The organism is Streptomyces sp. NPDC096324 (assembly GCF_044763015.1).
GTDB lineage: Bacteria > Actinomycetota > Actinomycetes > Streptomycetales > Streptomycetaceae > Streptomyces.
Map to the genome: position 1 here is coordinate 66541 of NZ_JBIWFK010000021.1, position 14313 is coordinate 80853.

Consider the following 14313-nt stretch of genomic DNA (forward strand, 5'->3'; position numbering starts at 1 on the left):
CGGATCTCGTCACCGTGGATACCGGGGCCGCCCGCGCGATCCTGGCCAGCAGGGCCTCCACGCTCAGTCCTCCGTCACCCCGCTCGATCGCCTCGGCGGTCGCCCGCTGTCCGGCGGACGGCGACGCGTCCTCGTTCACATCACGCATAAGAGACCTTCCCCGTGTGCACTGTCCATGTCCCCACTGCCTCCGGCCGCCGGAGCGCCCGCCCGCTCATTGCCGGCGCCAGGAGCGGAAGGCCCGCAGTTGTTCCGGCGTCACCACGGCCTCCAGCTGCTCGTCGTCCTGGTCTCCGCCACCGAGCGCGGCCAGCAGACGCCGTGCCGGTACGTTGCGGTCGGTGCGCTCGGCCGTCAGCCGGACCTTCGCGCAGCCCATCCGGTCCGCGTGGTCGGCCAGTCGGCACAACAGCCGTTCCTCGACGCCCCGGCCGAGTGCGCGGCAGCTCATCTTCCAGTCGAGAACGTCGAGTTGATCGCCTTCCGCGCGCACGGCGAGCAGGCCGATCTGGCCGTAGTCGCCGAAGCGGTCCCGTGCCGCGGCCGTCCAGACCTCGCCCCGCTCCCGCCACCGCGCGAGATCGCCACCGTCGGCGGAGCGGGGACGGAGAGTGAACTGGTTGGTGCGGCGTACGAGTTGTTCGGCCCGCTCGATGTCGGCGTCGGACACGGTCCGGATGTCGACCTCAAGCTCCAACTGGGCAAGGAACTCCTCGAACCCGGCCTGTTCTCGCATCGCGTCCCGCTCGCGCTCCTGGGCGTAGAACCCGGCCCGCAGCTCGTCCTCGGCCGTCGCCGCCGCCGGAACGAGCGGCCACAACCGGCGCAGGAACTCATCCAGTTCGGCCGCCGGAGGGCAGGTCACCGACAGCACCTCGGGCAGGGCCGAGCGCACTCCCCCGATCTCGACCGGGTTGTCGTCGAGGAACAGGAAGCTGTCCAGCCCCAGGTTGAGGGTGCGGGCGGCTTCCGTGAGCCGGCCGGGCTTGGGGCCCCAGCCGGCGGACAGCACGCTGAAGTGTTCCGCCTTCAGGGTGCTGTCCGGACGGTCCAGGACGGCTCGTACGATGTCCTCGTCGTTGTTGCTGACCAGGGCCAGCAGCGCGCCCGCGGAACGCCACCGCAGCAGCGTCCGTGCCAACTGAGCGCGCGGGCCGGTCAGATCCACCGACTCGGGGCCGATCTCCCCGGCAACCCCTCCCCACAGGGTCTCGTCCCCGTCGATCGCGATCACCTTCGGTGCCGGACGCAGGACCGCTCGTACCACCTGGGCCAGTCGCAGGGCCACGGCCGCCTGGAATTGCGGGGTGAACGGGAGATGAGCCAGCCGCTCGGTCCGTCCGTCGAAGCGCTCCGCCACGGCGTGTTGGCGTGTCCAGTCGTCCGGGCCGAGTACCGCGATGCCGGTCGCGTCGGCCAGTTCCGCGACGAGGTCGTGCTCCCATCGTGCGAAGCGGTCGTCGTGCCGTGCCGAGGGCAGGATGCCGACGACCAGTGGTCTGCGGGTCCGCTCGGACAGGGCCCGCAGCGCGGCCGGGTAGGCGGTGCGCAGTTCGGTCAGGACGGCGTCGGTGACCGGGCCGAACCGTTCCAGGTCCACGGCCCGCAGCAGCACCACACCCACCGCTGTCGTCGGATCGGCGAAGACGCCCGAGGGATCACGCAAGGCGGCGAGCACCTGGTGGTACGGCGCCTCGGCCACCGTCGAACCCTCGTCCCGCCCCCGCTTTCCTGCCCTCTCCCGGGCGTCCTCCTCCATCGCCGCCTCGCACAGCAGCGGCAGATTGCCGAGCGCGAAGGTGGCGGCGAGGGCGAGCGAGGTGCGCGGGTGAGCAACCGGGTCTCGCTCGACCGGGGTTGCGGTCGAACGGACCGCTATCGTCGGGTCGTCGGCCGTCGCCGCGAGCAGCCGCAGGAACTCCTGCGCCAGCTCGGTGGTGGTCGTCGCGTCCAGGATGTCGAGATTGTGGTCGAGACGGATACGGCCCGCGTCCGGGGTCATGGTGACCATGAGGTCGAGGTCGGAGTATCCCGTTCCGGCCGGCAGCACCTCCAGCCGGCCGAGGTGGGCCGCCGAGGAACGTACGTAGTTGAAGTACACCTCCACGAGCGGGGCGTTCGCCCGGTGCAGTCCCTGCCTGGCCAGGGTCGCCAGCACGTCCGAGAACATGGCGCCCTTCGCGAGAACGCGGTCCAGGCGCGCGTCCGTGCGACGCAGTACTTCCTCGATCCGCTCCCCCGCGCCCGCCTGTGCCGGGAACGGCACCGGTACGCCGAAGAAGCCCACCGCGTCGTACGCGTCGGCGTGGATGCGCGTGTCGACGGGCACGGCGAGCACGAAGCGTTCCCGTTCACGCATCCTGGCCAGCAGTACGGTCAGGGTGCCGAGGGAGAAGGCGGCGGGGGTGACGGCGAGCGCGCTCGCGGCCGCCGACACCCGCTTCATCAGTCCGTCGGGGATCGCGACGGTCACGCTCCCGGCCCGGTACGAACGCGTCGCCGGGCGGGGCCGGGCGAGCGTCAGGTCGAGACGCTCGCTGCCGTGGAAGGCCTCGCGCCAGTCGGTGCCGGCGGCGCCGGAGCCGTCACCGCCTCGCTGGGCCTCGATGAGCAGGTCGATGTCACGGTTGGTGACGGCGTCGCCGAGCGAAGTGCCGGAGAGTTCGGCGTCGATCTCCCCCGCCACGAGCAGCAGCGACTGCAGGTCGCTCACCGCGTGGTGCGCGCCGAACACCAGGGTCTGACCTCGTGCTCCGGCGTCGAGCAGTTCGAACCGCCACAAGGGCGCTCTCGCCAGGTCGAACGGAGTCTCCAGCAGTCGGGACAGCCGTGCGTCGGCGTCCGGTTCGGCTTCGGCGGGCAGGGCCGTCCAGCGCACAAGCGGATCGGCCGACTCCCGCTCCACACGGAGCTGTCGGGTTCGTCCGTCACCGCCGTCGATGGCTGTGCGCAGGGCCGCGTGGCGCCCGGCGAGACGGGTGACGATGTCGGTGAGCGCCTCGCGGGTGGTGGGTGTGGTGAGCCGGACGGCCAGGCCGACGGCGTGTGCCGCGTCCGGCATGCCGGGCTGGGCGCTGCGCAACAGCCGTACGACATCCCGGGTCGCGGGCCGCAACTCGCTCTCGGGCACCTCGGAAATGACGTCTGGCTGTGGCTCTTCGTTTCGTGGAGCGGTGTCGCGTTCGGGCAGTACCTCGCCCAGGGCCCGCGCGAGGCCTCGGATGTCGGACGCCGAGAAGACGGCGGCGGCCGGGAGTTCGGCGCCCAGCTCGCGGGTGAAGGCGTTGCGCAGCCGGACCAACATGAGGGAGTCCAGGCCCAGTTCCTTGAGGGCCGTGGTCGCGGACACCTCCACGGCACCGCCCGAGACCTGGCCGACCTTGACCCGTACATACGCTTCGAGCCGAGCGGCGCGGTCCTGGTCCGTCGTCGCCGCGAACACCCGGGCGACGAGGCCGTCCGTGCTCGCGGGGCCCGTGGCGACGGTGATCAGGTCGGCCAGGATCGGGCGGGTGCGGGCCGCGTCCGGGTCGAGCTCAAGCGCCGCCAGGTCCAGGGCGAGGGGGGCGAGCTGGCGGCGGGAGGTGGCGAGCACCCGCTCGAACAGGTCGCCGCCTTCCGCAGAGGTGAAGGCGACCAGACCCGAACGGCTGGTCTCCGCGGCCCGGGTGCCGGAACCGGCGACCATGCCGACCTCCGCCCAGGCGCCCCAGTCCAGGCTCAGCGCGCCTCGGCCGCTACGGGAGAGGTGGTGTGCCCAGGCGTCGAGGTAGGCGTTCGCCGCGGAGTACGGGCTCTGGCCGGCCGAGCCGAGGACACCGGCCGCCGAGGCGAAGAGGACGAACCTCGCAGCCTCCGGGGCCAGTTCGGTGAGCAGGGTGGTGCCCAGGACTTTGGGGGCCAGTACGCGCAGGACGCGTTCGTCGGTCAGGTTCGCCACCGTGGCGTCGTCGAGGACACCCGCCGCGTGCACGACGGTGGCGATCGGTCCGGCCTCGCGTCGTAGGGCGTCCAGGGCGGCCGTCAGCGCGGTGCGGTCGGTGACGTCGGCGCGGGCGAGGTGGACGGTGACACCGCGTTCCTGGATCTCTTCGATCCAGTCCTGGGCGGCCGCGTCGGGTTCGCCCCGGCTCAGCAGGGCGAGTCGGCGGGCGCCCCTGCGGACCAGTCGCTCGGCGACGACTCGGCCGAGGCCGCCCAGTCCGCCCGTGATCAGGTGCACGCCGTCGGCGCCGGTCCCGCCGTGCGTGCCGTCGGCGCTGACCCCGTCGTGACCGCTGTCGTCCGGGCGGGTGCGGGCCAGTCGTGGCACCAGCCGGCCCGATTCCCGCAGCGCGACGAGGCGTTCGTCGTCCGCGTGCAGGAGCTGCGTCCACAGGGCGTCGTCGCCGTTCGCGGCCGGGAGGTCGACCAGTGTGGTCGACAGCTCCGGGTACTCCTGGGCCACCGAGAGTCCGAAGCCCCAGGCGAGGGCCTGCTGAGGGTGCGTCACCTGCGTGCTGTCACCGGCGGCCTGACTGCCCCGCACGACCACGAACAGGCGCGGGGCGCGGCTGCGGGGCCGGTCGGCGAGCGCCCGTACGAGGTGCAGGGTGCTCAAGGTGCAGCACCGCGCGGCTTCTCCGGCCGTGGCGGCATCCGTGATGGCGGGGGCGTCGAGTGCCGAGAGCTGCACCACCCGCGCCGGCGGCCCGTCAGGGAAAGCCTCGTCGAACAGACGGCTCAACTGCTCCGGATCTGCGGGATCGAGGACATAGCGATCAGGGCTCTCGGCTCCGAACCCCGCGCCCCTGCGCGCGATCACATGGGGCACGTCGGCCGCGGCGAGCCGCTCCGCGAGCGCCTCGGCCACTCCGGTCTCGTCGGCAAGGACGAGCCAGGGGCCGTCGACAGGCCGGGCATGTGCGACCCGGCGCGGCTGCCAGCGCGTCTCGAAGAGCGCGCCGTCCAGCGGTGAGAGCGCGGTGAGTTCGAACTCCAGGGCTTCCAAGACGAGTTGCTCCTTCTCGTCCCAGAGCCGCACGTCCAGGAGAGCGGTGTCGCCGTCCACGGAGCGCAGTCGGCAGGTCGCCCACGCGGGCGCGGAGCGCAGGCCGGTGTGGCGCAGCCGTCCGACACCGGCGGGCACGAAGGCCCGGCCCGCGGGCGCGTCGGCCGGCAGGGCCGCGGTGTGGAAGGCGGCGTCGAGGACGGCGGGGTGCAGCAGGTGACCGCCGGCGGGCCGCCGGGTGAGTCGGCCGACCGCCGCGGTGTCCGTGCGCCGGCCCTCTTCCAGGAGCCGGAAGGCGGGGCCGTACTCGATGCCGAGGCCCGCGAGTCCCGCGTAGACGGCGGGCAGGTCGGCTTCCTCCTCGCACCGGTCGCGCAGCACGGCCGGTTCCTCACCGAAGTCGGGTGGGGCGACCGCCGGTTCGGCGGCGCCGTCGACGACCCGGCCGGTGGCATGCCGCTCCCAGGCCGCGCGCGGCACCCCGGCCGGGGCGGAAGCGATGGTGAACTCCCGTGAGCCGTCGTCCCCGGTGGGCTGCAGCACCAGTTGCAGCCGTACGGGCCTCTGCGCGTCGAGGGCCAGGGGCCGCACGAACCTCACGTCGGCCAGTCGTACCTGACCCCGCTCTCCCAGCGCGGACGCGGCCTCGAGCGCCAGGTCGAGGAAGGCGGCGCCGGGCATCCAGACCTCGCCGGTGACCCGGTGGTCGGTGAGGTAGGCGAAGCGGCTGTCGCGCAGGTCGATGTCGCTCTGGAAGATGTGCCGGCCGGGTGTGTCGCTGGCCTCGACATGCGTGCCGAGCAGGGGTGATCCAGCGGCGGTCCGGGAGGTCAGGACGGGCGCGCGCCAGTGGCGTTCGCGGGCGAAGGCGTACGTGGGTAGGTCGATCCGGCGGCCCTGGGGGAACAGCACCGGCCAGTCGGGGGTGTGCCCGGCCTCGTACAACTCCCCCAGCCGACCCAGCAGTACGCCCCGTCCCTCCCGTTCACGGCTCAGCGAGCCGACCGTGACCGCGTCGATCCCCGCTTCGGCCGCCACCGCTTCGATCGACGCGGTGAGCGTGGGATGCGGGCTCAGCTCGACGAAGTAGCGGTAGCCGTCGTCCAGCATCCGCCGGATCGTGTCGGCGAAGCGGACGGGCCGTGCCAGGTTCGCGTACCAGTGGTCGGCGTCCAGTCGGTCGCCGGGCACCGGTTCGGCCAGCACCGTCGAATAGAGCGGGGTCGGCGTCGGTGTGCCGCGGATACCGGCGAGGTGGTTGAGCAGGTCCGCGCGAACCGGGTCCATCAAGGGGGTGTGGGAGGCGAACGGCGTCGACAGCCGCCGTACCGGGATGTCCCGCGCTTCGAGGTGCACGCGCAGTTCGGCCAGTGCCTCGGTGTCACCGGAGACGGCCGTGGAATGCCCGCTGTTGACCGCAGCGACGAACAGCCGGTCGGCATAGGGCGCGAGCTCCTTCTCGGCCTCCTCGCGCGACAGCTCAAGGGACAGCATGCCGCCCTGTCCGACCAGCGGGGCCACCGCTCGGGCGCGTCCGGTCACCACGGACACGGCGTCGTCCAGAGCCAGAGAGCCCGCGCTGTACGCGGCGGCGATCTCGCCGAGGCTGTGCCCGGTCACGGCGTCCGGGCGGACACCGAGCGCACGCCAGGCGGCCGAGAGGGCCGCGTTGACCGCGAACAGCACGGGTTGCAGGTACTCGGTGCGGTCGAGCGGCGCGAACTCCTCCGGGGCGCGCAGCACGTCGAGGACCGACCAGCCGACCTGACGGCGCACCGCGTCGTCGATTCGGGCGAGCTCCTCACGGAACGCGGGCGACTCGGCCGCCAACTCCATTCCCATGCCCGGCCGTTGTCCGCCGTGTCCGGCGAAGACGAAGGCCACCTTGCCCACGTGCTCCACGCGGGCCGGGGCCAGGGGTGTCCGTCCGGCGGCCAGCGCGTCGAGCCGGGACCGCAGTTCGTCCCGGTCGCCGGTCACGATCGCCGCTCGGTGTTCGAAGTGGCTGCGGTGTCGGGCCAGGGTGTGGGCGATGTCGGGCAGGTCGACGTACTCGTCCAGGTGCCGGGCCAGCCGTGCGGCCTGCCCCCGCACGGCGGTCTCGCCGCGACCGGACAGCACGAACAACCGTGCACCCGGCCCCGTTTCGTTCACCGGCGGTACGACGGGGGGCGCGGCCTCCTCCACGATCAGGTGCGCGTTGGTGCCGCTGATCCCGAAGGCGCTCACACCGGCCCGGCGCACGCGTCCGCCCGAGACGGGCCAGGTCACCGTCTCCCACAGCAGGTGCAACCCGCTGTCGTCCCAGTCGACATGGCGACTGGGCGTGCCGGCGTGCAGCGTGCGCGGCAGGGACTGGTGGCGCAGGGACTGTACGACCTTGATCAGACCGGCCACGCCCGAAGCGGCCTGCGCGTGACCGATGTTGGACTTGAGCGAGCCGAGATGCAGCGGGCGGCCGTCGGGGCGTGAGGCGCCGAAGACCTCGGCGAGGGCGTTGGCCTCGATCGGGTCGCCGAGCGTGGTGCCGGTCCCGTGCGCCTCGACGTAGTCGATGTCGGCGGGGTCGAGACCGGACAGCTCCAGGGCCCGCCGGATCACCTGCTCCTGGGCCGGGCCGTTAGGCGCCGAAAGGCCCTGGCTGCGGCCGTCCTGGTTCACGGCCGAGCCGCGCAGCACGGCCAGGACCTCGTCGCCGTCGCGCCGGGCGTCGGACAGTCGCTTCAGTACGACCATGCCGGCACCCTCCGCCCAGATGGCACCGTCGGCGTCGTCGGAGAAGGAGCGGCACCGCCCGGTCGGGGACAGCCCCCGCAGACGGCTGAACTCGACGAAGGTCCCCGGCGTCACCATCAGCGTCACCCCGCCGGCGAGCGCCAGGTCGCACTCGCCCGACCGCAGCGCCTGTGCCGCGAGGTGGACCGCCACCAGGGAGGACGAGCACGCGGTGTCGACCGTCAGCGCCGGTCCGTTCAGGCCCAGCGTGTACGCGAGCCGGCCCGAGGCCACGCTGGCGGCCGAGCCGGTGCCGACGTAGCCGTCCAGTTCGTCGAGCCGGGTGCCCGCGAGATAGTCGCTGCCGAACATGCCCACGTACACGCCGGTGCTGGTGCCCGCCAGCTCGGCCGGGACGATCCCGGCGCGCTCCAGTGCCTCCCATGCCGTCTCCAGCAGCATGCGCTGCTGCGGGTCCATGGCCGCCGCCTCCTTCGGTGTGATGCCGAAGAAGCCCGCGTCGAAGGACTCCAGGTCGTCGAGGAAGCCGCCCTCTCGTGCGTACGACGTGCCCATGGCCTCCGGGTCGGGGTCGTACAGCGCTTCCATGTCCCAGCGGTCCGCCGGGAACGGGCCCACCGCGTCACGGCCCTCGGCTACGAGACTCCAGAGTCCCTCGGGGTCGCTCACGCCGCCGGGCAGTCGGCAGGCCATGGCCACGAGGGCCAGCGGCTCGTCCGACGTCGCCGACGTGGTGCGGTGGGAGCGCGGCTCGGGTGCCCCGCGTCGCGTGGTGCGGCCGTCCGTGGCGAGTGCGGTGGCCAGCAGGTGGGTGGAGAGGCGGGCCGCGGTGGGGTGGTCGAAGAGCAGGGTCGCGGGGAGCCGGGCGCCGATCCTGGTGCCGATGCGGTTACGGAGCTCGACCGCCGTCACGGAGTCCATGCCGAGTTCGCGCAGTGGCTGATCGGGGCGGACGGACTCCACCGAGGGCAGGCCGAGCGCCCTGGACGCCTCTTCGCGGACCAGGGCCAGCACGCGTGCGGCGCGGTCGGCCTCGGGGAGCCGGGCGAGCCGTTCCGCCAGACCGACGCCGGCCTCCTGGCCGGTGCGACGCGCGGGCAGCAGCGAGCGCCACAGAGCCGCCGAACCGACGTCCATGGCGGCCGTGGTCGTGCGCAGGCGGGGCAGGTCGAGGGCCGAGGCGATCAGGTGCGGTGCGCCCCGGCGCACGGCGAGTTCCACGAGTTCACGGCCCTGGTCGGGAGTGAGGGCACGGTGGCCCAGCCGGGCCATGCGGTCGAGGTCGGCGTTCTCCGCGGCCAGCCCCTCGCCCGCCCAGGCGCCGAAGGATACGGAGACGGCGGGGAGACCCAAGCTCCGTCGGTGGTGGGCCAGTTGGTCGAGGAAGACGTTGGCTGCCGCATAGTTGCCCTGGCCCGGGTTGCCGAGCACGCCGGCGGCCGAGGAGATCAGCAGGAACAGGTCGAGCGGTGTGTCTGAGGTGAGCCGGTGCAGATGGGCGGCGCCGTCCACCTTGGGGCGCAGCACCTGGGCGAGACGTTCGGGCGTCAGCTCGGCGACCACCCCGTCGTCCAGGATTCCGGCGCAGTGGACGACGCCGCGCAGCGGGAAGGTGTCGTCGACCCGGGCGAGTACGCCGGCCAGGGCGGCCGCGTCCGCGACATCGCACTCCGCGATCTCGACCTCGGTTCCCAGCGAGGCCAGTTCGGCGGTGACCTCGGCGGCACGCGGGTCCGACAGCCCTCGGCGCGAGGTCAGAACCAGTCGGGGGGCACCTCGTTCGGCGAGGAGCCGGGCGATGTGCAGACCGACGGCCCCGAGTCCACCGGTGATCAGCACGGTGCCGTTGGTGGGCGCCAGGACGTCGCGGCCGGTGAGGACCGGGATCGGCGGCGCGTCGGACGGGCGAGCCCGCACGAGCCTCGGTACGAGCAAAGAACCCTGTCTGAGGGCGAGTTCGGGCTCGCCGGTGTGGAGGGCGGCTGCCGTCAGAGCGTCCGCGGGATCGGAGCTCCCGAGGTCGAGGTCGAGCAGGGTCAGCCCGAGGTGCGGATGTTCGGCGCGGGCACTGCGGGCGAGACCCCACAGCACCGACTGGGCCAGGCCGGGCACGGTGTCCCCGGCATCGGCCGCGACCGCACCCCGGGTCACCCAGAGGGTCCGGGCGGGCAGCCGGTCCTCCGGGAGAGCGATCAGGTCGCGCAGTTCGGCCAGCGCCAGGGCGGCCAACTCGTGCGCGGCGGCGGCCGGTTCGAGATCAGGAGCCGGACGCGGCCAGAATCGTACGACGATGTCCGCACCCGTCTCGCGCACCTGGACGCCTGCCGCCTCCAGGCCCCGCAGGGTGGCCGCGACATCCGAGTCCAAGGGGTCGCCCTGGACGGCCCAGGCGGCAGGCCGCTCTGCCGCGGCGGGCTGTTCGGTCGGGGCCGTCCACGCCACCTCGTACAGGTGACGGCCGGTCTCAGAGACGCCGTTCAGGTCAGCCCGGTCGACGGCCCGCAGTCGTACGTCCTCCAGCCGGCCCGCCGGAAGGCCGTCGGCGTCCCACAGGGTCACGTCGAGGGTGCGGTCCGTCGCCGAGCCGCCCGTCCGCCGTATCAGCGCCGTGAGGTCGCCCGCTCCACCGGGCGGCAGGACGCAGCGGCCCACCGCGACCGGCAGCAGCACCCGTTCGTCGGACGCGTCCAGCGCCGCGGCCACGTGCAGGGCGGCATCCAGCAGCGCCGGGTGGACGGGGTAGGGATCGTCCGTACCCCGGGCCACGGCGGGCAGCGACAGCCGGGCCAGCAGCTCGCCTTCGGCGGTGGTCGTGGCCGCCGACCGGACGCCCTGGAAAGAGGGGCCGTAACCGAGACCGAGCGCGGCCAGCCGTTCGTACGTCTCGGCGCTCCAGACGGACTCGGCGGCCTCCGGCCACACCGGCGGCCCCTCCCCCGCCACAGGGGCGGGGGCGGACGCCGAGGCGGTGGCGTGAAGAGTCCAGCCCAGGGCGTCGCCGCCGCGCGGGCGGCTGTACACGGTGACCTCCGGCGCGGCGCCCGTGGTGACGACTTCGACGGACACCTCGACCGTGCCGGCTCCGGGCAGTACGAGGGGCGTGAGCAGGAGCAGATCCGTCACGTCGCCGGGATCGTCTGGGCCGGCCACGGCGAGCGCCGCGCGGCACAGCTCCATCATGGTCGTGCCCGACACCACGGTCCGCCCGAATACGGTGTGGTCGGGCAGCCAGTCGGCGGTGGCCGGGGACCATTCGTTGCGGAAGGTCCAGCGGGTCTCGTCCGCCGACTGCAAGTGAACGCCCAGCAACGGGTGGGCGGCGCGGTCGAAGAGGCCGGAGGCCACGGCGCCGGACTCGGGTGCGGACTCGATCCAATAGGAGTGGAGATCCCAGGCGTACGTGGGCAGTTCGGCCACTTCCGCGTCGGGAACGACGCGGTGCCAGTCGATCCGCCGTCCGTGGACGTGGAGTTCGGCGGCGGCCCGGTCCAGGCAGGTGGGCCCGTCCTCGTCGCGGCGCAGTGACCCGACGGCGACCAGGTCCTCGTGGCCGTGGTCCTCGGCGACCGTGCGCACGGCGGTGACGAGGGAGGGGTGGGGGCTGAGTTCGACGAAGTGTCGGTAGCCGTCGGCCGCCATGCGTTCCACGGTGGGCGCGAAGCGCACGGGTTCCCGCAGGTTCGTGTACCAGTAGTCGGCCTCCAGCTCCCGGGTGACCGGCTCGCCGGTGACCGTGGAGTACCAGGCGACTGGGGTCGGGGAGGTGGTGACGCCGTCGAGTTCGTCGAGGATCGTCGCGCGCAGCGGCTCGACCCGTGCACTGTGGGAGGCGTAGTCGACGTCGAGTCGGCGGACGAACACCTGCTCACGGTCGAGGTCGGCGAGCAGGGCGTCGAGAGGTTCCACTTCGCCGGCGATCACCGTCGAGCGGCCGCTGTTCACGGCGGCCACGGAGACCCGGCCGCCGAGGTCGGCGAGACGCGCCTCGACCTCGCCGTGCGGCAGGGCGACGACGGCCATGGTGCCGGTGCCGGACACCTCCCGCAGGGCCTGGCTGCGCAGGGCGACCACCGCGGCGGCGTCGTTGAGGCTCAGCGCCCCGGCGACGCAAGCCGCGGCGACCTCGCCCTGGCTGTGTCCGATCACCGCGTCCGGCCGGACGCCGCGGGCCCGCCACACCGCCGCCAGGGAGACCATCACGGCGAAGAGCACGGGCTGGACGACGTCCACCCGTTCGAGGGAGGGTGCGCCCTCGTCGCCGCGCAGGACAGCGGCCACCGACCAGGTGGTGAACGGGCGCAGTGCGGCGTCACAGCGGTCGAGTTCGTCGGCGAACACCGGTGAGCGGTCGAGGAGTTCGCGGGCCATGCCGGACCACTGGGCACCCTGGCCGGGGAAGACGAATGCCAACTTGCCCGGTGGCAGGGTCTCTTGCGGGCCCACGATCAGGTCGGGGTCCGGAGTCCCCTCGGCGAGGCCGCGGAGCGCGGTGAGCAGTTCGTCGTGGTCGGCCGCCTGGACGACGGCACGGTGCTCGAAGTGTGTGCGGTGGTGGGCCAGCGTTCCGGCCACGTCGGGCAGTTCGGGTCGCGGTTGCGCGGCGAGCGCGTCGAGCAGGCGCGCCGCCTGTCCCTGGAGGGCCGGAAGCGTGCGGGCGGACAGGGGGAAGAGGGTGGGCTTTTCGGTCGGTGCCTGAGTCGTGGTCGGCGTCGGCTCCGCGGCCGGTGTCGGACTGGCGGCCGGGGTCGGCTGCGCGGCCGGTGTAGGACCAGTTGCCAGAGTCGGCTCAGCGGGCGATGTCGGACCAGTGGCAACGGTCGGGTGCGCGGCCGGTGTCGGATCGGTGGCCGGAGTCGGCAGCGCGGCCGATGTCGGACCAGTTGTCAGAGTCGGCTCCGCGGCCGGTCGGGTCAGGTCCGCCGGGGATTCCTCCAGCACCACATGGGCGTTGGTGCCGCTGATCCCGAACGCGCTCACCCCGGCCCGCCGTACGCGGTCGGCGCTCCGTGGCCACGCTTCGGCGCGGCTGCGCACCCGCAGCCCACTGTCCGCCCAGTCGACGTGCTCGGTCGGGGTCTCCGCGTTAAGGGATGCCGGGATGCGGTCGTGGCCGAGGGCCAGGACCGTTTTGATGACGCCGCCGATGCCCGCCGCGGCTTGTGTGTGACCGATGTTGGACTTCAGGGAGCCGACACTCAGCGGCCGGTCGGCCGGGCGTCCCGGTCCGAAGACCGATGCGAGCGCCCGTCCCTCGATGGGGTCGCCGAGCCGCGTACCCGTGCCGTGCGCCTCGACGTAGTCCAGGTCCTCCGGCCGGAGTCCGGCGTCGTCGAGCGCGGCGCGCAGCACCCGTTCCTGCGCGGGACCGCTGGGCGCGCTCAGGCCCTGGCTGCGGCCGTCCTGATTGATGGCCGACCCCTTGACGACCGCGAGGACCCGGTCGCCGTCCCGGCGTGCGTCCGCGAGCCGCTTGAGGAGCACCAGACCGCAGCCCTCGGCCCACACCACACCGTCCGCGTCGGCGGAGAACGGGCTGCACCGCCCGGACGGCGACAGGCCGCGCAGCCTGCTGAACTCGACATGCCCGCGCGGTGTCACGAGGAGGGTCGCGCCACCGGCCAGCGCGAGGTCGCACTCGCCGCCGGCCAGTGCCCGGGCCGCGAGGTGCAGGGACACGAGAGAGGAGGAGCAGGCGGTATCGACCGTGACGGCCGGCCCCTGGAGTCCGAGGCTGTAGGCGATGCGCCCGGACGCCACGCTGGCCGCCGAGCCCGTGCCGACGTGCCCGTCGAGCCGGTCCAGCGGGGCCGAGGCGAGGTATCCGCTGTCGTACAGGCCGACGTAGACACCTGTCCGACTGCCGTTCAGCGTCTCCGGGACGATCCCGGCACGCTCGATCGCCTCCCAGCCGGTCTGCAGCAGCAGCCGTTGCTGCGGGTCCATGGCCGCGGCCTCGCGCGGCGAGATCCCGAAGAAGGACGCGTCGAAACGGTCGATGCCGGACAGGAAGCCGCCGCGCAGGGTGTACGCCTTGCCGGAGGCGTCCGGGTCGGGGTCGTAGAGCCCGTTCGTGTCCCAACGGCCCGCGGGCACCTCGCCCACGACGTCCTCACCCGCGGCCAGCAGGCGCCACAGGGCCTCCGGGTCGTCGGCTCCGCCGGGGAACCGGCAGGCCATGGAAATGATCGCGATGTCGTCGCCGCTCCGCACGGACGGGTCGACCGGCACGGAGGCCGAGGCCGGAAGCGGATCGGCCGCGCCCGGGGACCGTTCGTCGAAGACGACTTCGGCGATGCCCGCGATCGTAGGGTGGTTGAAGACGACGGACGGATCGAGGGGCCGGCCGGTCCACTCGGACAGACCCGCGACCAGCCTCACCAACTGCACGGATCCCAGGCCGAATTCGGCGATCGGACGCTCCGGTGCGACGGCCGACGGGGCGAGCCCGGCCGCTTCCGCGACGGCGGACGTCAACCAGGCCCGTACGTCCTCGGAGGTCGTCGGGGACATCTCGGGGTACGGCTTCGGGGACTCGTTCGCAGGCATCTGGGCTGGTGTCCTCGTGAACTTGGGCTCAGGTGGATTCG

1 protein-coding gene is annotated in these 14313 nt (G+C 73.2%); it reads right to left on the reverse strand.

What is annotated here, in order from left to right; genetic code table 11:
- Nucleotides 1–214: 214 nt before the first annotated feature.
- On the reverse strand, nt 215–14272 hold the full coding sequence (locus ACIQ7M_RS37405; protein ID WP_403652710.1) for an SDR family NAD(P)-dependent oxidoreductase: 14058 nt from the start codon (nt 14270–14272) through the stop codon (nt 215–217).
- Nucleotides 14273–14313: the final 41 nt, after the last annotated feature.

What these genes read in the sequence shown, in the direction of transcription:
- ACIQ7M_RS37405 (WP_403652710.1), bottom strand. Translation starts at nt 14,272, where the DNA reads ATGCCTGCGAACGAGTCCCCGAAGCCGTACCCCGAGATGTCCCCGACG.